Here is a 24,077-nt window from a genome sequence, read left to right as displayed (position 1 = left end):
CGTGCCCTTCGAACAAGGCGCGAGACCCGGGTCACACGGGCCGCGCCAGGGGTGGCGGAGCGGTACGATGGTTCGTCTGTACGGGCGGGTCCTGGGTTTCCTGAAGGCGGAGCGGCGGCTGGCCATAGGCTTGGCCGCAACCAACGTCGTTCTGGCGGTCGCGGCCTTCGCCGAGCCCCTGCTGATGGGCCGGATCATCGACCAGCTGACCCATCTCAAGCGCGGCGGTGACGCCATGGGCACCATGCTGCCCCTGCTCGCCGCCTGGGTGGCGTTCGGCTTCTTCACCATCGCGGCGGGCGTGTTCATCGCGCTCCACGCCGACCGGCTCGCCCACCGCAACCGCCTGTCGTCGATGGCGAGCTACTTCGAGCACGTCCTCGACCTGCCGCTCGCCTTCCACTCGGCCAACCATTCCGGCCGCGTCCTGAAGGCGATGCTGGAGGGCACCAACGGCATGGCGTGGCTGTGGCTCGGCTTCTTCCGCGACCACCTCGTCGCCCTGGTGTCGCTGGGCGTGCTCCTGCCGATGACCCTGCTCATCAACTGGCAGCTCGGCTCGATCCTGGTGGTGCTGGTGCTGGCCTTCACGGCGCTCACCACCTTCGTGATGCGCCGGACCGAGGCGCTCCAGGGGCAGGTCGAGGAATTCAATTCCGGCCTGGCCGCCCACGCGTCCGACGCGCTCGGCAACGTCGCGGTGATCCAGTCGTTCACCCGCGCCAAGGCCGAGAAGGAGGCGATGCGCGGCATCATCACCAACCTGCTCGCCGCGCAGATCCCGGTCCTGTCCTGGTGGGCGCTGGCCAACGTGGCGACCCGCGCCTCGGCGACCATCACGATGACGGCGATCTTCGTCACCGGCATCTGGCTCTACCAGGCCGGCAGCACCACGGTGGGCGAGGTCGTGGCCTTCATGAGCCTCGCCACCGCCTTCGTGGCGCGGCTCGACCACGTGGTCGGCTTCGTGAACGGCCTGTTCCAGCAGGCGCCGAAGATCGCCGAGTTCTTCGAGATCTACGACACCGTTCCGGCGGTGGCCGACCGGCCGCACGCCCGGCAGGTGGCGCGGTTCGAGGGCAAGGTCACCTTCGAGGACGTCGCCTTCTCGTACGACGGACGGCGCCAGGCGCTGGACGGCGTCTCGTTCTCGGCCCGTCCCGGCGAGACGATCGCCCTGGTCGGCACCACCGGCTCGGGCAAGTCGACGACGCTCGGCCTCCTGCACCGCAGCTTCGACCCGGCCGCCGGCGCGATCCGCATCGACGGGATGGATATCCGCGACGTCGGCCTCGCCTCCCTGCGCCACAACATCGGCGTGGTGTTCCAGGAGCCGATGCTGTTCGCCCGCTCGATCCGCGAGAACCTGCAGGTCGGCTGCCCCGACGCCACGGATGCCGAGATGCTCGACGCCCTGGAGCGGGCCCAGGCCAGCGCCTTCATGGCGCGCCAGGCCGACGGACTCGACACGGTGATCGGCGAGCGCGGCCGCTCGCTGTCCGGCGGTGAGCGCCAGCGGCTCTCGATCGCCCGGGCGCTCCTGAAGAACCCGCCGATCCTGATCCTCGACGAGGCGACCTCGGCGCTGGACGCGGCCACCGAGCGCAAGCTCCAGGGCGCGCTGGAAACCGTGATGGAGGGGCGCACCACCTTCGTGATCGCCCACCGCCTGGCGACGATCCGCGACGCCGACCGCATCCTGGTGTTCCACGAGGGCCGGATCGTCGAGGCCGGCACCTTCGACGAGCTGGTCGCGCAGGACGGCCGCTTCGCGGACCTCGCCCGGGCCCAGTTCATGGCCGCCCAGGCCGACGAGGACGACGGGCTGGCGCTGGCGGCGTGAGGACGCGTCGCCGCGGAGCGCGCTGCGCTTCACGACGGTGCGGGGTCCCCTCTCCGGACGGGAAAGGGAGCCCGCCGCGCCCCCCCCGGGACGCGACGGCTCACACCCACCCGATCCGCGCGAAGAACCCCGCGATCTCCTCCGCGGCCCGGTGGGGATCCTCCCGGTGGGGGAAATGCCCCACCCCCGGGAACAGCGCCAGATCGAGATCCGAGAAGGTCTCGCCCAGGCGGTCCGTCCAGGCGGAGGGGAAGATCGGATCGTGCTCGGCCCAGCGCACGCAGGTCGGCACGCCGATCGGCGGCAGGGGTGGAGCTTCGCCCTTGAGCATGGCCACCCGGCCGGCATGGGCCGCCCGGTAATAGGCGAAGCCGCCCGCGAGGTTTCCGGGTTTCAGGAAGGTGTCCACGAAGGCGTCCAGCACGGGATCGAACGCGTCCTTCCGGTGCGACCAGTGCCGCAGGAAGTGGCCGATATAGGCGGCGCAGCTCGCCCGGCCGGCGCCGGCCAGCGTCATCGCCAGATCCATCTGGTTGAAGGATTGGTACCAGATCTCGGTGAGCCGGTCCGGCGCCCCGAGGCGGGCGCCGATCCCCGGATAGACGAAGTCGAACAGGAACAGGCCGGCGCAGCGCTCCGGATGGGACCGCGCGAGGGCCTGGATCACCGCACCGCCGACATCGTGGCCGACGATGCCCGCGCGGTCGATCCCGAGGGCCTCCAGCAGGGCCGCCATGTCGGCGGCGTGATCCGCCGCCCCGAAGGCGTCGTCCGGCTTGTCGCTGTCGCCGAAGCCGCGCAGATCCGGGGCGATCACCGTGTGGCGGGCCGCCAGCCGCGTCATGACCGGCTCCCAGGTCAGCCAGAATTCCGGCCATCCGTGGAGCAGCAGCAGCGGCGGCCCCGCGCCGCAGCGCGCCACGTGCAGGTCCGCGCCGTTCGCCCGCACCCTCAGGTGCTCGATGTCGTCCATCGTCCCTCCATCTCGGCCCGGCGGGCCAGCATCTTCGCCTGCAGGCGGCTGCGGCGGGCGGCGATCACCGTCCCGTTGATCTCGCCGCCGAACAGGAACATGGCGGCGAGCCAGTAGAGGAACACCAGGAACACCATCGCGGTCGCCAGACCCCCGTAGGTCGACGCGTAGGCGTTCGAGAACCGGTCGAGGTAGTAGCCGAAGCCGAGGCCCGCGAAGAACCACAGGACCAGCGTCACCGCGATCCCCGGCAGCACCGACAGGATCGAGCGGCGCCCGGTCGCGACGAACTTGTGGGCGATCACCAGGATCACGGCGAGCAGCAGGGCGGTGACGCCGATCCGGCCGATCGCCACCGCGAGGCCGAGGGGCTCCAGCCCCGGCGCCACCAGGACGACGTTGCGCCAGATCAGCGGTCCCAGCACCACGAGCAGTGCGAAGGCCAGCATCGCGAAGGCGCCGCAGATCACGTAGCCGATCGATTCGAGCCGGGTCAGCCACCACGGCCGGCTCTCCCGCAGGCCGTAGGCCCGGTTCAGCCCGACCCGCAGGCTCTCGACTCCCGAGGACGAGAAGTACAGGGCGAACAGCGCGCCCAGGGTCAGCACGCCGCTGCGCTGCTCGGTGAGAACCCGGTGCACCTCGCCGACGATCGGCTTGGCGATCTCCCGCGGCCACGCGTCGAAGATCAGCACCCCGGCCTCGTCGGCGAGCGACTGCGTGCCGAACAGGCCGGCGAGCGCCGCGAGGAGGATCAGGAACGGGAACAGCGATGTCAGGGTCGAGAGCGCGATGTGGCTCGCGATCGCCCAGCCGTCGTGGGAGACGAAGCGCTGCGCGGCGAGGCCCGCGACCTGGGATCCACTGCGGATGGGATTCACGGGCGTTCAACGATCCTCAAGCACACGATCCCCGGGCGGAGCGGCCCGCCGATGAACGGTGCCGGGCCCCGCCCGTCAACGCCGCCGGCCCGATCCGGTCCCGAACGCCCGCCGGTGACGCACGCGCGCCACGCCGACCGCGCGCGCGGGGAGCGCGGGCGCCGAAGGGCTGAATCGGCGTTGCGACTCACCGGCCCGATGCCCCTTAGATCCCGCCATGCCGAACCCCGCACGCTCCTCGACGCTCACGGCCAGCGCCCTCCCGGCCCTGTTCGTCCCGATCTGGGCGACCGGCTTCATCTCGGCGCGGGCCGTGGTGCCGCATGCCGACCCCTTCGCGTTCACGGCGGTCCGCTTCACCGCCGTCGCCCTGGTCCTGGCCGGGATCGCGGCCGCGTCCCGCGTCCGGTGGCCCGCCGACCGGGCCGGCTGGCGCGATCCGGTCATCGCCGGCTTCCTGATGCAGGGCGTCTACCTGTCGAGCACCTTCTGGGCGGTGAGCCACGGTCTCCCGGCCGGCATCGCGGCCCTCGTCGGCAGCCTGCAGCCGCTGCTCACCGCCCTCCTGGCGCAACCGCTGCTGGGCGAGCGCGTCAGCGGCCGCCGGGCGCTCGGCATCCTGATGGGCTTCGCCGGCGCCGGCCTCGTGCTGGCCCCGAAGCTCGGCGCCACGGACCCGTCGGGGATCCCGCCTCAGGCGCTCGCGGTGAGCTTCGTGGCGGTCCTGGCCCTGACCTTCGGCACCCTCTGGCAGAAGCGCACCGGCGGCCGGGTCGACCTGCTGGCCGGGGCGACGCTCCAGTTCGTCGGCGGCATGGCCTGCGCAATCCCCCTGGCGCTCGTCTTCGGCAGCGCGGCGATCGACCCGGCGCCGGCCCTGTGGCTCGGCCTCGCCTGGGCGGTGCTGGTCAATTCGGTGGCGGGGATCCTGCTGCTGCTGGCGCTGATCCGGCGCGGCGCGGTGGCGGGCGTCGCCGCCCTGTTCTTCCTGGTTCCGCCGGTTGCCGCCCTCCTCGGCTTCCTGCTGTTCGGCGAGGTGCTGACGCCCCTGCAGGGCGCCGGGATGGCCCTCGCCACCCTGGGTGTCGCGGTGGCCAGCCGGGGATGAGCGGCGGCGAGCGGCCGGCCCTGCGACCGAAGGCCCGGAAACCCTTCGCGGCCTCGCGGTTTGGTGCGCGGGTCACGAGAGCCCGGACCGGCACCGCGCGAGGCGAGGATGGATCAGGACAGGCCCCGCGAGATCCGCCTCGCCCTCGACGCGATCCCCCTCGGCGGCAAGGCCGAGGGCAAGGCCGGCGACGACGCGGTCCTGTTCGTGCGCGACGCGGACGGCGTCCGCGCTTTCCAGGCCAAGTGCCCGCATCTCGGGGCGCCGCTGGCCAAGGGCGAGATCTGCGGCGGCCGGCTCTACTGCCCCTGGCACAAGGCGGCGTTCTCCCTCGCCGACGGCAGCCTGGAGGAGCCGCCGGCGCTCGAGGCGCTCACCCGCTATCCCGTCCGGATCGAGGGCGGCGAGGCGGTGGCGCTGCTAAACCCCGAGCCCGCCCCGGTCAAGCGTGCCGAGACGCCGGTCAAGACGGTCCTGATCGTCGGCACCGGCGCGGCGGCGGTCGCCTGCGTCACCACGCTCCGGCGCGAGGGCTTCCCGGGGGCGATCACCATGGTCGGCCGCGAGGCCCGCCCGCCCTACGACCGGACCAAGCTGTCCAAGCAGTTCCTGGCCAAGCCGACGCCCGCGGAGGAGACCCTGCTGGAGCCGGATTTCTGCGCCGCGCACCGGGTCGAGGGGATCGCGGCCGAGGCGACCCGGATCGATCCGGCGACCCGGAGCGTCACCCTGGCGGACGGGCGGGTGCTCACCGGCGACGCCCTGCTGATCGCCACGGGCAGCCGCGCGGTGGCCCCGGACTTCGCCGGTCGGGATCACGAGGGGGTCATGACCCTGCGCAGCCTCGACGACGCGGTGCGGCTCAGCGACGCGGCGGCGCAGGCCCGGCGCGCTGTGGTGGTCGGGGCGGGCTTCATCGGCCTGGAGGCCGCGGCCTTCCTGACCAAGCGCGGCCTGTCGGTGACGGTCCTGTCGCGCGAGGCGGTGCCCTTCGCCAAGCGCTTCGGCGAGGCCGTCGGCGCGGCGCTGAAGCGCTACCATGCCGGCAACGGCGTGACCTTCGTGACCGGGACCGTCGCGCGGATCGTCGGCGACGGGCGGGTTGCCGCGGTGGAGACCGGGGCCGGGGCGCGGCTGCCGGCCGACATCGTGCTGATCGGCGCCGGCGCCGCGCCGGAGACCGCGCTCGTCGCCGGCGTGGAGCCGGACGAGAACGGCGGCCTCCCGGTGGGGGGCGACCTGAAGCTCGCCGAGGGCGTCTGGGTCGCGGGCGACATCGCGGCCTTCCCCGAGCGCGGCAGCGGGCTCACCGCCCGGATCGAGCACTGGCGCCTGGCGCAGCAGCACGGGACCCACGCGGCCCGGGCGATGCTGGGCGCGACGGACGCATTCTCCGGCACGCCGTTCTTCTGGAGCAACCAGGGCGACAAGCGCCTGGATTACGGCGGCTACGCGCCGGGCTTCGACCGGATCATCCTGCAGGGCGATCCCGCCGCGCTGGACTTCATCGCCTACTACGTCCGCGCGGATCGGGCGGTGGCCGCCTGCAGCATCGGGCGCAACCCGGCCTTCACGGCGTTCCTGCACCTGCTGGGCGAGAACCGGGTGCCGAGGCCGGAGGTGATCGAGGCCGGCGCGGACCTCGCCGCGCTGGTGTGACATCGGTCGCGCCGCGCCGCGCCGCGCCGCCGTCGCGTCGCCGCGCCCGCCCGACCGGTCGCCGTCGCACCGATGGAACCAGTTCCGGCAGTCCATCTTTCGGTAAGCGCCGCCCGCCGTCCTGGAAGCCGGGCCCCTGGGAGGCACCATGAACTCGATCGTCGTCATCGCCCTGATCTGTGCCGCCTCCGTCCAGGCTCCGGATTGCTCGCGCGACACCGCCATCGACGTGATCACCGGCCCGGCGCACACCCTGCAGGAATGCCTCGTCCAGGGACCGGTGCTGGCGGCCAATGCCGGGTTCAAGGGCGAGGACGGCGCTTACGTCAAGACCCGCTGCGAGCAGAAGCGCTGAGCCGGACGGCTTCCGCACGAACAGGACCGCGGCTTTTCAGTCTCCGGTGCGGCACGCGCCCCCGTGACGCGCCGCCCTCGACTGTGAAGGCACGCGCGCCGCGGGCAGGGCCGCCGTCTTCAACTTGAGTTCAAGGCGGACCAAATGAAATCTGCTTCGGCCTCGGGCCGGGACAGGTTAGAAGACACGATCCAATATGACGCCACGCGAGTCAGAACCATGTCCGCATCCCCCGCCATCCAGTCCGAGCCGCAGGATCTCGTCTCCCTGACCAAGTCCGCCGGCGAAAGCGCCAAGGCCCTCGTCGCGGAAGCCACCCGCCGGGTGCGGACGCGGATCCTGGGCACGGACGGGCGGATCGATGCGGCCAAGCTCGAGGCGCAGCAGCACGCCGCCCACGGCCTCGCGTGGCTCGCGACCTACGCGGAGGCCGTGAACGAACTCGGCGGCTATGCCGAGCGTCTCCGGGGCGAGGGCCGGTTCGGCGAGACCGAGGCGCTCCTCGTCCGGATCGGCGCCGGCGAGTATCTCGACCAGCTCTTCTCCGGCATCCCGATGAGCCAGGGCGAGATGGTTCGCCCCACCGGCTCCCTCGGCCTCAGCGCCAAGGAGGTGGCCGCCTACCGCACCGACGCGGTGGAGACCCTGATCGCCGAGGGCAACACCGTCGAGAACCGCGCCGCCCTGGTGGCGCAGATGCGCGACGGCGGCGGCGCCGCGACGGTCGGCGCCTCCGGCCTCGACGAGGACATGGAGGCGATCCGCTCCGAGATGCGCCGCTTCGGCAAGGCCGAGGTGGTCGATCAGGCGCACGCGTGGCACCTGCAGAACGCCTACATCCCGATGGAGATCGTCACCAAGATGGCCGAGCTCGGCGTCTTCGGCCTGACGATCCCCGAGGAGTACGGCGGCATGGGCCTGCCGAAGACCGCCATGTGCGTGGTCTCGGAGGAGCTGTCCCGCGCCTATATCGGCGTCGGCTCGCTGGGCACCCGCTCGGAGATCGCCGCGGAGCTGATCCTGTGCGGCGGCACCGAGGAGCAGAAGCAGCGCTTCCTGCCGAAGATCGCCTCGGGCGACATCCTGCCGACCGCCGTGTTCACCGAGCCGAACACCGGCTCCGACCTCGCCAGCCTGCGCACCCGCGCCACCAAGGAGGGCGACGTCTGGAAGATCACCGGCAACAAGACCTGGATCACCCACCCGGTCCGCGCCGACATCATGACGGTCCTGGTCCGCACCAAGCCGGAGGAGAAGGGCCACAAGGGCCTCTCCATGCTGATCGCCGAGAAGCCCCGCGGCACGGACGAAGAGCCGTTCCCGGTCGAGGGCCTGTCGGGCGGCGAGATCGAGGTGCTCGGCTACCGCGGCATGAAGGAATACGAGCTGGCCTTCGAGGGCTTCGCGGTGCCGGCCGGCAACCTACTCGGCGAGGTCGAGGGCAAGGGCTTCGCCCAGCTGATGCAGACCTTCGAATCGGCCCGCATCCAGACCGCGGCCCGGGCCATCGGTGTCGCCCAGTCCGCCCTCGACGTGGGCCTGCGCTACGCCGAGGAGCGGGTCCAGTTCGGCAAGCCTCTGTTCAGCTTCCCGCGGGTCGCCGACAAGCTCGCCATGATGGCGGTCGAGATCAACATCGCCCGCCAGCTCACCTACTTCTCGGCCCGCGAGAAGGATGAGGGCAAGCGCTGCGACCTGGAGGCCGGGATGGCCAAACTGCTCGGCGCCCGCGTGGCCTGGGCGGCGGCCGACAACGCCCTGCAAATCCACGGCGGCAACGGCTTCGCGCTGGAATATCCGGTGAGCCGGATCCTGTGCGACGCCCGCATCCTCTCGATCTTCGAGGGTGCGGCCGAGATCCAGGCGCAGGTCATCGCTCGCCGCCTGCTCGAAGCCGCCTGACGACGGGGATCCGTCAAGGGATCGGGGCGCCGGGAATCGCGCCCCTCCCACCCCTCCCGCCCCTCCGCGGGGAGGGAGGGGTACAACGGACCAGGACGAAGCTCGGCGCTGCGTGAAGGTCGCCGCGCCCTGTCGGGAGGCGGGATGCCCGTGTCCCGACCTCTGCTGACGCGACGGGCGCCCATCGGGCCCCCTCCCCCACAGGGGGCGGTGACAGCCCCATCCCGACGCGCCGAACAGCCACCGGAGCGCGGCTGCACGCCCGGCGTCTCCTGCCCCGAACGCTACTTCGTGATTTTCACCGAGACCGGATCGCTCGACGGGAAGGTTTCCTCCAGGGCGTCGTCCAGGCGCTCGCTGAGCTTCTCCTGCTTGTTGTCGGGATTCTTCGCATCGCCCGGCTTGGCGCTGTCCTGCTGGAAACCCGGCTGGGTCTCGTTCTTCTTCTGGTCCTCGGCCATGTCGGTCGCTCGTCCGTGACGGGGGCACGCAAGGGTGCCGGTGCGCATCAACGCGAAGGACGGCGGGTGTTTCCGATCTTTCCGGGCCGATCGGGCCGCTCCGTCACGACCGGCGCGGCGCAGTCGCCCGGGGCGGTGCCGCGCCAAGGGACTTGATGCCCGCGAGGGATCTGTCGCCTGCTGGAAAGATCGGCTCCGCTGGCGGAGACGGATGAACCGGGGCGGCCGTCACACGGTGGCGAGCGCCTGCTCCGCCGCCGCACCCGCGTGCCCACGGGCGGATGCCGCCCGCATCACGGTCTCGTAGACTCCTTCGAGGCGATCGAGATGGGCGTCGAGGCTCAGCGGCGCCGTCCAGTAGCGGTCATGGGCCGCCCGGCCCATCCGCGTGGCGAGCCCGTCGTCCGACAGGCGGCGCAGATGCGCGGCGAGCGCGTCCGGATCGCCCGAGCGGAACCAGAAGCCGGTCTCCCCGTCGATCACCGCCTCCCGGCCGGCGCAGGCGTCGCTGACGATCACCGGCGTGCCGCAGGCCAGCGCCTCGTAGACGGTGAGCGGCTGGCCCTCGTACCAGACGCTCGGGAAGACCAGGGCCCGGGCCTGCCGCATCAGCGCCTGCACGCCCGCGGCGTCGCGCCAGCCGCACATCGCGGCTTCGGGATACCGCGCCGCGAGATCGTCCCGCTGGGGGCCGTCGCCCACGAACGCCGCCCGCACGCCGGCCCGCCGGGCCGCCTCGGCGAAGATCGGCGCGCCCTTCTCGGTGGAGATCCGGCCGACGAACAGGAAGTCGCCCGGCGCCCCGTCGTGCACCGGGGCTTCCGCCACGGCGATCGGATTGTCGACCCGGTGGAACACGGTGCCGGGCGGCATCAGGGGCCGCACGACGCCCTCCTGCAGGTCGCTGATCGTGATGACGTGGGAGAACAGCTCCGGTAGCCGGGCCACCTGGACGAGCCCGGCATGGCGGATCATCCGGGCGACCTTGCGCGGGTAGCTGCGCGCGTCGCAGTTCGCCACGATGCAGGCGGTCGACATCGGCCGCCGGTGGCAGATCCGCTGCTCCGGATAGGCGTAGAAGCCGCCGGTCGGGCAGACCAGGAAGAACTCGTGCATCGTGTAGAGGCAGGGCAGGCCCGCATCCCGGAGCGCCGGGCCGATCGAGGGTGAGAGCGCCTTGGCGAAGGCGTGGACGTGGACCAGCGTGTCCCGCGGATCGCAGGCGGCGAGTTCCCGCGCCAGCGTCCGGCGCGCCGTCCCGTTCCAGATCGCCTGGGCGGCGAAGGCCAGCTTGCTGCGCGCCGTGGTCACGTCGTCCTGATCCAGGCAGACCACACGGATGCCGGCGGCTTCCAACCGCGGATCCACCGGGCCCACCGCCGCGAACAGGCTGACCCGGGCTCCGCGGGCGGCGAGGCCCAGGGCGGATTCGATGGCGACCTTGGCCTGGCCGCCGTTGATCGCGGCGTGGTCTGCGACGAGGACGACGTGCACGTCAGGGGTTCCGCCGCTGTGATCCGGGACCGAAGTCAGTAACAGCCGGCGGTTGATCCCCCGTAAACCGGTATCCCCCATGCTTCCGCCGTCGAGCGCCGGGGAAAGCCGCATGCACGTCGTCATCCTGGCCGAGTTCGCGGCCGCCAGCGGCGGGGCCGAGAAGGTGGCGCTCGAATCGGCCCGCGGCCTCGCCGAGGCCGGCGTCGCGGTGACCTACATCCAGGCCATCCCCGGGCCCGCCGACCCGATGCTCGACCATGCCGGCATCCGGCGGATCGGGCTCGATCTGCCCGACATCTGGTCGCTGGGCGGCGTCCGGGCGGCGGCAGCCGGCATCTGGCACGCGGCCGCGGCGCGCCGGCTCGCCGCATCCCTCGCCGCGCTGCCGGCGCGGCCGGACATCATCCACCTGCACCAGTGGACCCGAGCCCTGTCGCCGGCGGTCTTCCCGGTCCTGTCGAAGGCGGGGGCGCCGCTGGTCGTCACCCTGCACGATTACGCCCTGGCCTGCCCGAACGGCGTCTACTACCGCTTCGACCGGGCCGAGCCCTGCGGGCTCGCGCCGCTGTCCTCGGCCTGCCTCACGGCGCCCTGCGACCCGCGCAGCCGCGCCCACAAGCTCGTGCGCGTCGCCCGCGCGGCGACGCTGCGGCACGCGCTGCGCGGCCACCCGCTCCACGTCGTCCACGTCTGCGACGCGAGCCGCCGGCTCCTGGGCGACCTGCTCGGCGGCTATGCCGTCACCCATCACCGCATCGACAATCCGGTCCGGGTCGCGGAGGGGCCACCGGCGACGCCCGCCAGCGGCGACGCGATCGCGTATGTCGGGCGCCTGACCCGGGAGAAGGGGGCAGACCTCGTGGCCGACGCCGCCCGGGCCGCCGGTCTCCCGGCCCTGTTCATCGGCGCCGGCCCGCTGGACGCCGAGCTGCGCGCCCGGCCCGGCGTGGCGGTGGTCGGCTGGCAGGCGCCGGAGGCGGTCTGGGCGATGCTGCGCAGCCGTGCCCGGGCGCTGGCCGCGCCCTCGCGCTGGTACGAGACCGGTCCGCTCACCGTCTACGAGGCGCTGGCGGCCGGGATCCCGGTGGTCGCCTCTGACCGGTCCGGCGCCGCCGAGAAGGTCCGGCATGGGCAGACCGGCTTCGTGGTCGCCCCCGCCGTCGCACCGCTGGCCGAGGCCTTCACGGCCCTGCGGGAGGACGCCTGTGCCCGCATCCTCGGGGCGGAAGCCCGCCGCCGCTTCCGCGCGGAGCCAATGACGATCGGCGCGCACGCCGCGGCCCTGCGATCCCTGTACGAGCGGCTGGCCCGGATCGCTCTTGGTGCGCCGCAGCATCCGGGGGATGCGCCGGGCGCGGTCTATCCCGAGATCGAGCCGGCCTGACGGCCGCCGAACAGAATACAATATCCTTCCGCCACCTCTGGACAGGAGGAAATAAATTTGTAAACCCGGCGTCCGCTCGGAATGCCAATCGAGCCGTCGCCGACGACCGGCAGAGCTTGCTCGCCCGCAGTCAGACGGCGAGCGGACGCCGCGATGACTGCACGGAAGCTTGGCATCGGCATTTTATCGGGCCTCGGCGGTTCGAGCGGAGCCGCAAAACATGCACTTGACTTCTTGTTGCACTGCAACATATAGAGGCGCGTCACCGCGGACGCATACGGCGTCCCGCTCCAAGAATGACGCTGGAGACATCGATGCAGACCCCGAATTTCGAGATCCCGACCGAGATGCGCGACTTCGCTGAGAAGAGCGTCGACCAGGCGCGGAACGCCGTCGGCACCCTGATGGCCAATGCCGTCAAGGCCACCGAGCAGGCCCAGACGTCGGGCCAGACCTTCCAGTCGACCTTCAGCGCCGCGGTCGCCAAGGGGTTCGAGCACGCGCAGACCAACGCCAACGCGACCTTCGACTTCGCGCAGAAGCTCGTGCGCACGAAGGACCTCCGCGAGGCGTTCGAGCTCCAGTCCGAGTTCGTCCGCAGCCAGTTCGCCGCACTCCAGGCTCAGGCCAAGGATTACGGCGCCCTCGCGCAGAACGTGGCCCGCTAAGGCCGTCCGCGCGACCCCGACCGCCAGGTCCGGGGTCGCGCTCCAGGATCCGGGCGGACGTCGTGCGCCGGCCGGATCCCGACATTCGACGCTCGAGCGTCACAGGTCCGGCCCCGACAGGGCGAGCGGGCCGGCCGCCCCTACCGTCCGGCCGCCGCCCCCGTCCGGATGGGCCACAGCGGGCAGGAGGACATCGCGCCATGGGAAAGCCGCGTCGACCGAGAGGGCCGCGCTCCGCCTGGGAGCCGAAGTCCCCCGTCGTCACCGATACGCCCCTGGTGACGGAGAAGGCGGCGGAGCCGCCCGCAGCGGTCGAGGCCATGGCCGCACCGACGGCCGGACCGATCGCCGAACCGACGGCCGGAACGTCGACCGCGCTGCCGCCCGAGATCGCACCCGAGGTCTCCCCCGCGACCCTGGAGCAGGCGCTGGCTCGGGTCACCGAGGACACCGACACACCCGAACCGGACCATGAGGCGGCCGCCGAGGCCGCTCCGGCGGCCGAACCCGAGCCCGCATCCGAGCCTGCTCCGGCGGCCGCCGAGGCCGCGGTCGCTCCGGAGATCCCGGACGTGCTGCGGGCGGCGGCCAACGGGAATGTCCACGCCGAAGCGACGGGCGGGGTCGCCATCGCGGCGGAGCGCTTCGACGTCGTCGAGATCGGCTCGACGGTCGCCCGCTACATGCGCGGCGAGGGCGAGGCCGCCATGGCGCATCTGCGCGCCCTCTCGGGTGCCCGCTCGCCCGCCGAGATCATCCGCCTGCAGGTCGGCGAGGCCCAGCGCGCCGCCGACGCCTCCCTGACCTGCTGGGTCACGGTGATCGGCAAGGCGAGCCGCATCGTCGCGTTCCGCTGACGCGGCCCCAGATTTGTCGCATCCCGCGGGCAAGGCTCCCGGATCGAACCGGCCCCGGCAACCGACCGTTAACCAAGCCGGTCCCATGCCTGCACGGAGGGCACGGGAGACGATACCGGACCGATGCCGAGTTGCACGCGCCTGATCCGTTCCGCCTGTCTGGGCCTCGCCGTCGCGCTGTCTGCCGCGCTGGCGGGGGCACCGGTCGTCGCGCAGAACGGCGATAAGCCCGCCATCGCCATCGGGGCCGATCTCGCGAGCCAGGCGGGCACGACGCGCCTGACCCTGACCCTGTCCCGCGCCGTCGAGGCCCGCGGCTTCGTGATGGAGCGGCCGGACCGGGCGGTGATCGACCTGCCGGAAGTGAACTTCCAGCTCGAATCCGGCACCGGAGGCCGCCGCGAGGGCCTCGTGCAATCCTTCCGCTACGGCCTGTTCGCCCCGGGCCGCTCCCGCATCGTAATCGACCTCGCTGGCCCGGCGACCGTCGGCCGGATCGAGACCGCGACCCGGCAACGGGACGGGGCCGTCCTGCTCACGATTCCCCTGCAGCGCGTCGACCGCGAGGCGTTCCGCAAGGCGGCCGCGGCGGCGGACCCCGCCCCCGCCCAGGCCCGGAGCGCCGCCCCCGAACCCGCCGACCAGCGCCCGCTGATCATGGTCGATGCCGGCCACGGCGGCACCGATCCCGGCGCCATCGCGGTGGGCGGCGTATTCGAGAAGGACATCGTGTTCGGCTTCGCCCAGGCGCTGGTCGAGAGGCTGGAGGCGGGCGGCCGCTACCGGGTTCGGATGACCCGCGACCGCGACGTGTTCGTGCCGCTCGCCGAGCGGGTGCGCCTCGCCCGCGGGGCCAAGGCCGACCTGTTCGTGTCGATCCACGCGGATTCCATCTCGGCGGCCCCCCAGGTGCGCGGCGCGACGATCTACACCAATTCCGAGAAGGCCACGGACGCCGAATCCGCCAAGCTCGCCGAGCGCGAGAACCGGGCCGACGCCGCCGCGGGGGTGGACGCCGCCGAGGCCCCGCCCGACATCGCCGACATCCTGCAGGAGCTGACCCTGCGGGAGACCCGGGGCTTCTCGTCGGGCTTCGCCCGCACCCTGATGGGTCAGCTCGCGCCCGTCATCGAGATGAGCTCCAAGCCCCACCGCGAGGCGCGCTTCGTGGTGCTGCGCTCCCCCGACGTGCCCAGCGTGCTGGTGGAATTGGGCTATCTCTCCAGCAAGCGCGACTTGGAGATGCTGCAATCGCCGGACTGGCGGGCCGGCGTCACCGGCTCCATGGCCAAGGCGATCGACCTGTTCTTCACCAATCGCGCCACGCTAAGCCGACCGGCCACCACGCGCCGTTCGGCCGCCATCGCCCCAGTTTTACCATAGAGTAAGTGTCGATACGGGGCGTCCGAACGCCCCGTCGCACCGCCGCTGAACCGGCAATCCGAGGGGGCCTGACGGGAGCATCCGGAGGCCGACCGCATCGAGAGCGGACGCAACGCGCCGGATGGGCCGATTCCGGCATGCGGCCGGGCCAGCGACGAGCGGAACACCGGATGCGTCTGATCCTTCGTTTCTTCGGGATCCTGTTCAGCGCCGCCGCGGTGCTGTTCGTGATCGGAGCGGCGGCCGGCGGTTACTTCTACTGGAAGTACAGCCAGGACCTGCCGGACCACGCCGCGCTCGCCAATTACGAGCCGCCGGTGATGACCCGCGTCCACGCCTCGGACGGCTCGCTGCTCGCCGAATACGCCCGCGAGCGCCGCCTCTACCTGCCGATCCAGGCGATGCCCAAGATCGTGGTGGCGGCCTTCCTGTCGGCCGAGGACAAGAACTTCTACAAGCACGGCGGCATCGACCCCGAGGGGATCGTGCGCGCCTTCCTGACCAACGCCAAGTCGGGCAAGCGGCAGGGCGCCTCGACCATCACCCAGCAGGTCGCCAAGAACTTCCTGCTGTCCTCCGAGCAGACCTACGACCGCAAGATCAAGGAGGCGCTGCTGGCGCTCCGCATCGAGGCGGCCTACTCGAAGGACAAGATCCTCGAGCTCTACCTCAACGAGATTTTCCTGGGCACGATCGTCCCGGGCCGCAACCTGCACGGCGTGGCGGCCGCGGCGCTCGACTACTTCGGGAAGTCGGTCCACGAGCTGACCATCAACGAGGCGGCCTACCTCGCCGCCCTGCCGAAGGGGCCGAACAACTACCACCCTTACCGCAAGACCCAGGCGGCGCTCGACCGCCGCAACGAGATCATCCGCCTGATGGCGGAGAACAACTACATCACCCGGGAGGAGGCGGACGCCGCCAAGAAGATGCCGCTCGGCGTCAACCCGCGGGTCGCCTTCCCGAACGCCGCCAACGCCAACTACTTCACCGAGGAGGTCCGCCGCGAGATCTCCGAGCGCTACGGCGAGAAGAAGCTCTACGAGGGCGGCCTCTCGGTGCGCGCCACCCTCGATCCGAAGATGCAGGGGTGGGCCCGGAAGGCGCTGGTCGACGGCCTCGTGCGCTACGACCAGGCCCATGGCTGGCGCGGTCCCGTCAGCAAGGTCGACCTGACCGGACGCGACTGGGGCATGGCGGCGGCCGAGGTGCCGGCGCTCGGCGACGTGGCACCCTGGCGGCTCGCCGTGGTGCTGGGCAACGGCGGCGGCGGCGTGCAGGTCGGCCTCCAGCCGCGGCGCGAGGCGTCCGGTCAGGTCGGCAAGGACCGTGAGACAGGCGTGATCACCCCCGACGGCATGCGCTGGGCCGGCCGCGCCAACCTCCAGCCCGGCGACATGGTCTATGTCGAGGCGATGGAAGGCGGCCGCGGCCAGTTCCGCCTGCGCCAGAAGCCCGAGGTCTCCGGCGCCATCGTGGCCATGGACCCGAACACGGGCCGCGTCCACGCCATGGTCGGCGGCTTCTCGTACGACGAATCCGAGTTCAACCGTGCCACCCAGGCGATGCGCCAGCCGGGCTCCTCGTTCAAGCCGATCGTCTACTCGGCGGCGCTGGACAACGGCTACACCCCCGCCTCGATCGTGCAGGATTCGCCGATCACCATCGAGGCCGGCCCCGGCCAGGAGGCCTGGACGCCCTCGAACTACGACGGCAAGTCCGGCGGCCCCCACACCCTGCGCCACGGCATCGAGCACTCGAAGAACCTGATGACGGTCCGGCTCGCCAAGGATGTCGGCATGCCGCTCATCGCCGAGTACGCCCGCCGCTTCGGCGTCTACGACGACATGCTGCCGGTTCTGCCGATGTCGCTGGGCGCGGGCGAGACCACGGTGATGCGCATGGTCACGGCCTACTCGATGCTGGCCAATGGCGGCCGGCGCATCCGCCCGACCCTGATCGACCGGATCCAGGATCGCGTCGGCGAGACGATCTATCGGCACGACAACCGGAAGTGCATCGGCTGCGACGCCGAGAAGTGGTCCGGTCAGGACGAGCCCAAGCTGGTGGACGATTCCGAGCAGGTGCTCGACCCGCTCACCGCCTACCAGATGGTCTCGATCATGGAGGGCGTGGTCCAGCGCGGCACCGCCACCATCCTGAAGCAGATCGGCAAGCCGCTCGCCGGCAAGACGGGCACGACGAACGACGCCAAGGACGCGTGGTTCGTGGGCTTCTCGCCGGATCTCGCGGTCGGGATTTACCTCGGCTTCGACAAGCCGCGCTCCCTCGGCGACCGCGCCACCGGCGGCGGGCTGGCGGCACCGATCGCCCTGGAGTTCCTGAAGACGGCCCTGAAGGACAAGCCGCCGACGCCGTTCCGCGTGCCCCCGGGCATCAAGCTGATTCGCGTCAACCTCGGCAGCGGCACCCGGGCCGGCTCCGGCGAGGGCGCCGGGACGATCCTCGAGGCGTTCAAGCCCGGCACCGCGCCGCCGGATTCCTACGTGGCGTCTTCGGGCGGCCAGAGCGCGGCGCCCGCCGCCGCGGCGGTGCCGCCGGATGCCGACCGGGCCGCGCAGGCCGGCGGCTTGTACTGAGGGGATCGCCGGCGGGTGGCTACACCCGCCGGTCTCGTCTCAGGCTCCGAGCGGGGCGCGCGACGGTTCGCGGACGTTCCACCGGCCGGTCGACACGTGTGCGTCATCCCGCGGGCGCCGATTGAGGCTCGCGCGGGACGCCGCGGCGAACCGCCCGGCGCACAGAAAAAAGCCGCCCCGGTGGGAGCGGCTTCGAGAAGTCTTCAGGGAGGCATCAAACAGAGCGGACAGAAGATACCGCTCGACATCCAGATCTCTGGATGCCCTCTTTATAAATTGAAAACCCTAATCGCCGGTTAAGATAAAACTCCGCCGTCGGCGCCTAGGCCGCCAAGCTGTCGAACAGGCCGCGGCCGTCGGTCCCGCCGATCAGGCCTTCGACAAAGTTCTCCGGATGCGGCATCATCCCGAGGACGTTGCGGCGCTCCGACAGAACCCCGGCGATCGCGTTGAGCGAGCCGTTGCGATTGGCCTCCACGGTGACGTTTCCGTCCGCGTCGCAGTATCGGAACGCGACCCGGCCCTCGCCCTCGACCCGCGCCAGGGTCTCGGGATCGACGAAGTAGTTGCCCTCCCCGTGGGCGACGCAGACGTCGATCACCTGACCCTGCTGGTACGCGCTGGTGAAGCGCGTGTCGGTGCGCTCGACCCGGAGCGTCTGCCGGTGGCAGATGAAGCGCCGGTTGATGTTGCGCATCAGCACGCCGGGCAGCAGGCCGGATTCGCACAGGATCTGGAAGCCGTTGCAGATGCCGAGCACGAGTCCGCCGCGGCCCGCATGGGCGCGCACCGCATCCATCGCGGCCGCGCGCCCGGCGATGGCGCCGCAGCGCAGGTAGTCGCCGTACGAGAAGCCGCCCGGCAGGACGGCGAGGTCGGTTCCGACCGGGAGTTCGTGGTCCGCGTGCCAGACCAGATCCACCTGCGCGCCCGACCGCCGCAGCGCCCGGACCACGTCCGTCTCGCGGTTCGAACCCGGGAAGACGATGACCGCGGCGCGCATCAGAGGATCTCGATCGCGTAGTTCTCGACCACCGTGTTCGCCAGCAGCTTCTCGCAGGCCGTGCGCAGGGTCGCCTCGGCGGCCGCGCCGTCTGTCGCCGACACCTCGATGTCGAAGACCTTGCCCTGCCGCACGCCGTTGATCCCCTCGATGGCCAGCGACTTGAGGGCGGCCTCGATCGCCTTGCCCTGCGGGTCCAGAACGCCGGTCTTCAGGGTGACGATGATACGGGCTTTCATGGGGCTTCGGGTCTCACACGGGGCCTGGAACGGGGCGCGACCTGCGGCGTCGTTACGCAGCCGGCCGCGGAGCGGTTCTAGCAGGGACGTTCCCGGCTCGCCAGCAAGGCGATGACAGGACGGGTCCGCGCGCGGTTCGCCTACCGGCGGGGCGCGGTCGGGGCGGTCCGCAACGGCTCGATGCTGGTCGCCCGGCGCCACAGCTGGAGCATGATCCAGGCCGCGAACAGGCTGAACACGCCCATCAGAACGTGGCCCAACCGGTCTCCGAGATCGAACAGGCCCGCCAGGGCCCACCCGGCCGCGATGGCCACGGCGAACACCTCTGTGCCGACGAGGACCATCATGCTCACGATGGTGATGGCGTTGCGCCCGTTCACGATCTGCGCCCTCAAAAACGTTCGGGTCCCGGGCGATTACCGCCCGAGACCCGTGCAGCTAGCCCACGAAGGCCGGCCTGCGCAACCGATTGTGCCGGCCCGCCTCAGCGCGGTGCGCGCTTGGCCAGGATCCGCTGCAGCGTCCGCCGGTGCATGTTCAGGCGCCGGGCAGTCTCGCTGACGTTGCGGCTGCACAATTCGTAGACCCGTTGGATGTGCTCCCAGCGGACCCGGTCCGCCGACATCGGGTTCTCCGGCGGGTCGGCGCGCTCGCCGGGCTGCGCCATGAGGGTGCCGTGGATCTCGTCGGCGTCGGCGGGCTTGGCGAGGTAGTCGAAGGCGCCGAGCTTCACCGCGGTGACGGCCGTCGCGATGTTGCCGTAGCCGGTCAGGATCACGCCCCGGGCCTCGGGCCGGCGCTCCTTCAGGCGGGCGATCACGTCGAGGCCGTTGCCGTCGCCGAGGCGCATGTCGATCACCGCGAAGGCCGGCGCCCGCGCCTCGACGGCGGAGACGCCATCGGCCACGCTGTCGGCGACCTGCACGTGGTAGCCTCGGCTCTCCATCGCGCGCGCGAGACGCGTCGAGAAGGGCTTGTCGTCGTCGACGATCAGCAGGCTCCGGTCGGAGAAAGCCGCCAGCGGATCGGCATCGTTGATCACGGCAGCGTCGGTCGCCGCCGAGGTCCCGGGCTGCGTGAGCATCCGGCACTCCTTTCAGGTTTTCGTCGTCGGGTTCTTGGTCTGTCCCCTATATAGGTACCGCATCGCGCGGTGGCAGGGGGGTGCGTATATTGAGTTCCGGAGAATGTCGCGGCACCGCCCCCCGCTCGAAGATGTGGCGGGCCCACGAGATCCGCACGACCGCGCCGTGGGCGTCGGGGGCCGAGACGTTCATCAGGGTCAGCTGGGCGCCCGAGCGCTCGATCAGCGTTTTGGCGATGAACAACCCGAGGCCGAGCCCGGCGCCCACGGTCCCGCCGGATTGCTGCCGGTCGTGGCTGCGGGTCGTCACGTAGGGCTCGCCCGCGCGCAACAGCACCTCGCTGGAGAAGCCGGGGCCGTCGTCCCGGATCTCGATCCAGACCCGCTCCGGGCCCCAGTGCCCCTCCACGGAGACCCTGGCCTCGGCGAAGTCGACGGCGTTGTCGAGGATGTTGGCGAGCCCGAACATCACGCCGGGGTTGCGGCGGCAGGCCGGCTCCGGCCCATCGCCCGTGCTGGCGACGTCCAGGACCGCGCCGAGCCCCCGCTGCGGGGCCACCAGCTCCTCCACCAAGTGGCTGAACGTGACGGTCTCCAGGAAGCCCGCCCCGTCCCCGTCGAGGGAGGTGAGCTTGCCCAGGATGCCGCGGCAGCGGTCGACCTGCTCGCGCAGGAGGTCGAGGTCCTCCGCCACGGCGGGCGAGGCCGTGGGCCCGAGTTGCCGGATCAGTTCCTTGGTCACCACCATGATGGTGCCGAGCGGCGTGCCCAGCTCATGGGCCGCCGCGGCCGCCAGCCCGTCGAGCTGCGAGAGGTGCTGCTCGCGGGCGAGCACCAGCTCGGTCGCCGCGAGGGCCTGGGCGAGGAGCCGGGTCTCCTCCGCCACCCGCCACGCGTAGACGCCCGTGAAGGCGGTGCCGAGCAGGATCGCGGTCCAGACCCCCGAGACGTACAGGAACGGCAGCTCGATCCGCCCGTCCGCGAACCAGGGGAGCGGCCGGTGGACCAGGGCCAGCAGGGTGGCGAGCCCCACCGCCAGGAGGCCCAGCGCCAGCGTCCGCTCCGGCGGCAGCGCCGTGGCGGAGATCAGGACGGGGGCGAGGAACAGCAGCGAGAACGGGTTCTGCAGGCCGCCCGTGAGGAACAGGAGGGCGGCGAGCTGGACGATGTCGAAGGCGAGCAGCAGCGCCGCGGAATCGTCGCTGAGCCGGTAGCTCGCCGGGAAACGGATCCGCAGGGCGAGGTTCAGCCAGGACGAGGTGGCGATCACCAGGAAGCACCAGCCGAACGGCAGGGGCAGCCCCAGGCCGAACTGCGCGCCGACGACGGCGGCGCTCTGGCCGGTGATGGCGAGCCAACGCAGGCGGACGAAGGTGTCGAGCCGCAGGTGTCGCGCGTCGCGGCCGAGGCCGCTGAGGTCGGTGTCGGGCATGCGCTGCTTCGGTGCGTCGCTGGACGGACCGTGCCGGCCCGGCCTCATCGCGGATCAGCACCGCATGACGCAGGCGCGGGGATCCCGGCAAGCCGACCCGGACGCGGCGTCGCTGGCTCACGTCGTCACAGGAACGTGTCCCAGGCAAGTCGCCGCGGGTGCGGGATGTTCCACCCTCGTTCAGGGTGGGGCATTATCCTCTCGATTCGTGTCGCGGGAGGTATGGGCCGATGGGCTGGGCGCCGGCGGCCGGACGTGAGACCGCGAGGTGACGATGCTGCTGGCCTACTCGATGTACGAGGGCGCCCGCGCCCTGATGGCGCCGGCCCGGGTCGCCGCGGACCTCACCCGCTACGGGCTGCAGCTGCCCGGCAACCCCCTGGCCTACGGACCCTACGCCCGCGCGGTCAGCGCCGGCTGCGAGATGTTCGAGCGCGTCACCCGCCAGTACGGCAAGCCCGCCTTCGGCTTCACCGAGACGGTGAGCGACGGCATCCCGGTCCCCGTCACGGAGCGGGTGGTCTGGGAGCGGCCGTTCTGCCGCCTGATCGCCTTCGACCGCGCCTTCCCGACGCCGCCCGCGGAGGCGCAGCCGAAACTGCTGATCGTCGCACCGATGTCGGGGCACTACGCGACGCTGCTGCGCGGCACCGTCGAGGCGATGCTGCCGAACCACCGGGTGTTCATCACCGACTGGACCGACGCCCGGATGGTGCCGCTGCTCGCCGGCCGCTTCGACCTCGACGACTACATCGATTATCTCCAGGAGATCTTCGCGGTCCTCGGGCCGGACCTGCACGTCATGGCCGTGTGCCAGCCGGCGGTGCCGGTGCTCGCCGCGGTGGCGCTGATGGAGGCCGCCGCCGAGCCCGCGGTGCCGACCTCGATGACCCTGATGGGCGGGCCGATCGACACGCGCCGCTCGCCCACGGCCGTGAACTGCCTCGCGCAGGAGCGCGGGCAGGCCTGGTTCGAGAAGAACACGATCAGCCTCGTGCCGCCGATCTACCCGGGGGCGTGGCGGCGGGTCTATCCGGGCTTCCTGCAGCTCTCGGGCTTCATGGCGATGAACCTCGACCGCCACGTCACCGCCCATTCCGACATGTTCGACCACTTGGTGAGGGGCGACGGCGACTCCGCCGAGAAGCACCGGGATTTCTACGACGAGTACCTCGCCGTGATGGACCTCACGGCAGAGTATTACCTCCAGACCGTGCAGACCGTGTTCGTCGACCACGCCCTGCCGCAGGGCCGGATGCGGCACCGGGGCACGCCGGTCGAGCTCGGGGCGATCCGTCGCTGCGCGATCCTCGCGGTCGAAGGCGAGAACGACGACATCTCCGGCGTCGGCCAGACCAAGGCGGCCCTCGACCTGACGCCCAACCTGCCGGAGGCGCGCAAGGCCTACCACCTCCAGGCCGGCGTCGGCCATTACGGCGTGTTCAACGGCTCGCGCTACCGGGCGGTGATCGCGCCCCGCATCGCCGCCTTCATGCGCGCCATGCAGGCGGCGCCCGGTGCGCGCGGCGGGCACCTGCGGCAGGTCAGCTAAGGCAGGTCAGCTGAGGCGGCGGCGCGGCGCGCCACCCGTCCGGCGCGGATCCGGCCGGGCGGGTCGCGCGCCCGCATCCCGCCCCGATCCCCTACCCCAGCGCCTGCTCCACCGCCTTGCCGCAGGCCTGCGTATCGGCATTCCCGCCGAGGTCGCGGGTGCGCAGCGTCCGCTCGGACAGCACCCGCTCGATCCCGCCGACGATCTCGGCGGCGGCCGCGTGCTCCCCGAGATGCTCCAGCATCATCGCCCCCGACCAGATCTGGCCGATCGGATTGGCGATCCCCTGCCCGGCGATGTCCGGCGCCGAGCCGTGGACCGGCTCGAAGACGGAGGGATGCACCCGCTCCGGGTTGATGTTGCCGGACGGCGCGATGCCGATCGTGCCCGTGCAGGCGGGCCCCAGGTCCGACAGGATGTCGCCGAACAGGTTGGAGGCCACCACCACGTCGAACCGATCCGGGTTCAGGACGAAGTGCGCCGTCAGGATGTCGATGTGGTACTGGTCCCAGGACACGTCCGGATAGGTCTTGGCCACCTCCCGCACCCGCTCGTCCCAGTACGGCATGGTGATCGAGATGCCGTTCGACTTCGTTGCCGAGGTCAGGTGCTTCTTCGGGCGCTTCTGGGCCAGTTCGAAGGCGAACTTGAGGATCCGGTCGACCCCGTGGCGGGTCATGATCGTCTCCTGCAGGGCGAATTCCCGGTCGGTGCCGACAAACATCCGGCCGCCCGCGTTCGAGTACTCGCCCTCGGTGTTCTCCCGGACGACCCAGAAGTCGATGTCGCCGGGCTTCCGGTCGGCGAGCGGGCACTTCACCCCCGGCATCAGCCGCACCGGGCGCAGGTTGGCGTACTGGTCGAACTCCCGCCGGAACAGGATCAGCGAGCCCCACAGGGAGACGTGGTCCGGCACGCGCTCCGGCATGCCGACGGCGCCGAAATAGATCGCGTCGTGGGTCTCGATCTGCGCCTTCCAGTCCTCCGGCATCATCCGGCCGTGCTGCTCGTAGTAGTCGCAGCTCGCGAAATCGAACCAGTCGAGCTGGAGCGCGAAGCCGTGCCGCTTGGCCGCCTGCTCGAGCACGCGCACGCCCTCGGGCACCACCTCCTTGCCGATGCCGTCACCCGGGATCACCGCGATGCGGTAGCGGCGCTGCTGGCTGCTGGTCTGATCGGCCATAGATCCTCTCACG

General features: G+C 71.6%; 21 protein-coding genes. 11 read left to right on the top strand and 10 right to left on the bottom strand.

All coding sequences use genetic code 11. The annotated features are described in order from the left end of the window. The first annotated feature begins 67 nt into the window (after window positions 1-67). Window positions 68-1,843 carry a glucan ABC transporter ATP-binding protein/ permease gene (locus MKK82_RS25045; RefSeq protein ID WP_238287041.1) on the top strand — a complete coding sequence of 592 codons (1,776 nt, stop codon included), beginning with the start codon at window positions 68-70 and terminating at the stop codon, window positions 1,841-1,843. Window positions 1,844-1,943: 100 nt separating this feature from the next. On the opposite strand, the gene MKK82_RS25040 is transcribed toward MKK82_RS25045, so the two are convergent. After that, on the bottom strand, window positions 1,944-2,816 hold the full coding sequence (locus MKK82_RS25040) for an alpha/beta fold hydrolase (RefSeq protein ID WP_238287043.1): 873 nt from the start codon (window positions 2,814-2,816) through the stop codon (window positions 1,944-1,946). Continuing rightward, window positions 2,795-3,697: a YihY/virulence factor BrkB family protein gene (locus MKK82_RS25035; protein ID WP_238287045.1), complete on the bottom strand. Its 903-nt coding sequence runs from the start codon at window positions 3,695-3,697 to the stop codon at window positions 2,795-2,797. The genes MKK82_RS25040 and MKK82_RS25035 overlap by 22 nt, the downstream gene beginning before the upstream one ends. A 217-nt stretch (window positions 3,698-3,914) precedes the next feature. Between MKK82_RS25035 and MKK82_RS25030 the strand changes: the two genes are divergently transcribed. The 4 genes from MKK82_RS25030 (at window position 3,915) to MKK82_RS25015 (ending at window position 8,721) form a co-directional block, all read left to right on the top strand. Further along, on the top strand, window positions 3,915-4,805 hold the full coding sequence (locus tag MKK82_RS25030) for a DMT family transporter (protein WP_238287046.1): 891 nt from the start codon (window positions 3,915-3,917) through the stop codon (window positions 4,803-4,805). A 108-nt stretch (window positions 4,806-4,913) separates the two neighbouring features. Next, window positions 4,914-6,464, top strand: coding sequence for an FAD-dependent oxidoreductase (locus MKK82_RS25025; protein ID WP_238287047.1), 1,551 nt, complete (start codon window positions 4,914-4,916; stop codon window positions 6,462-6,464). A gap of 148 nt (window positions 6,465-6,612) precedes the next feature. Continuing rightward, on the top strand, window positions 6,613-6,819 hold the full coding sequence (locus tag MKK82_RS25020; RefSeq protein ID WP_238287048.1) for a hypothetical protein: 207 nt from the start codon (window positions 6,613-6,615) through the stop codon (window positions 6,817-6,819). Window positions 6,820-7,038: 219 nt separating this feature from the next. Next, window positions 7,039-8,721, top strand: a complete 1,683-nt coding sequence (locus MKK82_RS25015) for an acyl-CoA dehydrogenase family protein (protein ID WP_238287049.1) — start codon at window positions 7,039-7,041, stop codon at window positions 8,719-8,721. 284 nt (window positions 8,722-9,005) lie between these two features. Here the strand turns inward: MKK82_RS25015 and MKK82_RS25010 are convergent, their stop codons facing one another. Both MKK82_RS25010 and MKK82_RS25005 read right to left on the bottom strand, forming a co-directional pair. Continuing rightward, on the bottom strand, window positions 9,006-9,182 hold the full coding sequence (locus MKK82_RS25010) for a hypothetical protein (protein WP_238287050.1): 177 nt from the start codon (window positions 9,180-9,182) through the stop codon (window positions 9,006-9,008). Between the two features lie 228 nt (window positions 9,183-9,410). Then, window positions 9,411-10,676, bottom strand: a complete 1,266-nt coding sequence (locus MKK82_RS25005; RefSeq protein WP_238287051.1) for a glycosyltransferase family 4 protein — start codon at window positions 10,674-10,676, stop codon at window positions 9,411-9,413. A 112-nt stretch (window positions 10,677-10,788) separates the two neighbouring features. On the opposite strand from MKK82_RS25005, the gene MKK82_RS25000 reads away from it, so the two are divergent. From MKK82_RS25000 to MKK82_RS24980, 5 genes are all read left to right on the top strand, one after another. Next, window positions 10,789-12,063 (top strand): glycosyltransferase, encoded by a 1,275-nt coding sequence (locus MKK82_RS25000; protein ID WP_243987214.1) that lies wholly within the window; start codon window positions 10,789-10,791, stop codon window positions 12,061-12,063. 314 nt (window positions 12,064-12,377) lie between these two features. Beyond that, window positions 12,378-12,731 (top strand): phasin, encoded by a 354-nt coding sequence (locus MKK82_RS24995; protein WP_238287054.1) that lies wholly within the window; start codon window positions 12,378-12,380, stop codon window positions 12,729-12,731. A gap of 200 nt (window positions 12,732-12,931) precedes the next feature. After that, window positions 12,932-13,588, top strand: coding sequence for a hypothetical protein (locus MKK82_RS24990; protein WP_243987213.1), 657 nt, complete (start codon window positions 12,932-12,934; stop codon window positions 13,586-13,588). A 123-nt stretch (window positions 13,589-13,711) separates the two neighbouring features. Beyond that, window positions 13,712-14,971: an N-acetylmuramoyl-L-alanine amidase gene (locus MKK82_RS24985; RefSeq protein WP_238287058.1), complete on the top strand. Its 1,260-nt coding sequence runs from the start codon at window positions 13,712-13,714 to the stop codon at window positions 14,969-14,971. A gap of 170 nt (window positions 14,972-15,141) precedes the next feature. Next, window positions 15,142-17,571: a penicillin-binding protein 1A gene (locus MKK82_RS24980; RefSeq protein WP_243987212.1), complete on the top strand. Its 2,430-nt coding sequence runs from the start codon at window positions 15,142-15,144 to the stop codon at window positions 17,569-17,571. 322 nt (window positions 17,572-17,893) lie between these two features. Here MKK82_RS24980 and purQ read toward each other — a convergent pair whose 3' ends face one another. From purQ to MKK82_RS24955, 5 genes are all read right to left on the bottom strand, one after another. Beyond that, window positions 17,894-18,574 carry a phosphoribosylformylglycinamidine synthase subunit PurQ gene (gene purQ, locus MKK82_RS24975; RefSeq protein ID WP_238287061.1) on the bottom strand — a complete coding sequence of 227 codons (681 nt, stop codon included), beginning with the start codon at window positions 18,572-18,574 and terminating at the stop codon, window positions 17,894-17,896. After that, window positions 18,574-18,813: a phosphoribosylformylglycinamidine synthase subunit PurS gene (gene purS / locus MKK82_RS24970; RefSeq protein WP_243987210.1), complete on the bottom strand. Its 240-nt coding sequence runs from the start codon at window positions 18,811-18,813 to the stop codon at window positions 18,574-18,576. Before purS ends, purQ begins: the two co-directional genes overlap by 1 nt. Window positions 18,814-18,953: 140 nt before the next feature. Beyond that, the gene (locus MKK82_RS24965) at window positions 18,954-19,193 is read right to left on the bottom strand and encodes a hypothetical protein (protein ID WP_243987239.1); all 240 of its coding nucleotides are present in this window, start codon (window positions 19,191-19,193) and stop codon (window positions 18,954-18,956) included. Window positions 19,194-19,297: 104 nt separating this feature from the next. After that, window positions 19,298-19,897 carry an ActR/PrrA/RegA family redox response regulator transcription factor gene (locus tag MKK82_RS24960; RefSeq protein WP_091782791.1) on the bottom strand — a complete coding sequence of 200 codons (600 nt, stop codon included), beginning with the start codon at window positions 19,895-19,897 and terminating at the stop codon, window positions 19,298-19,300. A 46-nt stretch (window positions 19,898-19,943) separates the two neighbouring features. Beyond that, window positions 19,944-21,329 carry an ActS/PrrB/RegB family redox-sensitive histidine kinase gene (locus MKK82_RS24955; protein ID WP_238287063.1) on the bottom strand — a complete coding sequence of 462 codons (1,386 nt, stop codon included), beginning with the start codon at window positions 21,327-21,329 and terminating at the stop codon, window positions 19,944-19,946. A gap of 274 nt (window positions 21,330-21,603) precedes the next feature. Between MKK82_RS24955 and MKK82_RS24950 the strand changes: the two genes are divergently transcribed. Further along, window positions 21,604-22,881: a polyhydroxyalkanoate depolymerase gene (locus tag MKK82_RS24950; RefSeq protein ID WP_238287154.1), complete on the top strand. Its 1,278-nt coding sequence runs from the start codon at window positions 21,604-21,606 to the stop codon at window positions 22,879-22,881. Between the two features lie 91 nt (window positions 22,882-22,972). On the opposite strand, the gene MKK82_RS24945 is transcribed toward MKK82_RS24950, so the two are convergent. Next, entirely contained in the window at window positions 22,973-24,064 is a 1,092-nt protein-coding gene (locus MKK82_RS24945) for a tartrate dehydrogenase (RefSeq protein WP_238287064.1), read from the bottom strand. Between the last annotated feature and the right edge of the window lie 13 nt (window positions 24,065-24,077).

This window comes from Methylobacterium sp. E-046 (assembly GCF_022829625.1).
Taxonomy (GTDB): Bacteria; Pseudomonadota; Alphaproteobacteria; order Rhizobiales; family Beijerinckiaceae; genus Methylobacterium; species Methylobacterium longum.
The sequence above is the reverse complement of the archived record's forward strand: the minus strand, read 5'-3'. Positions and strand labels throughout refer to the sequence as shown.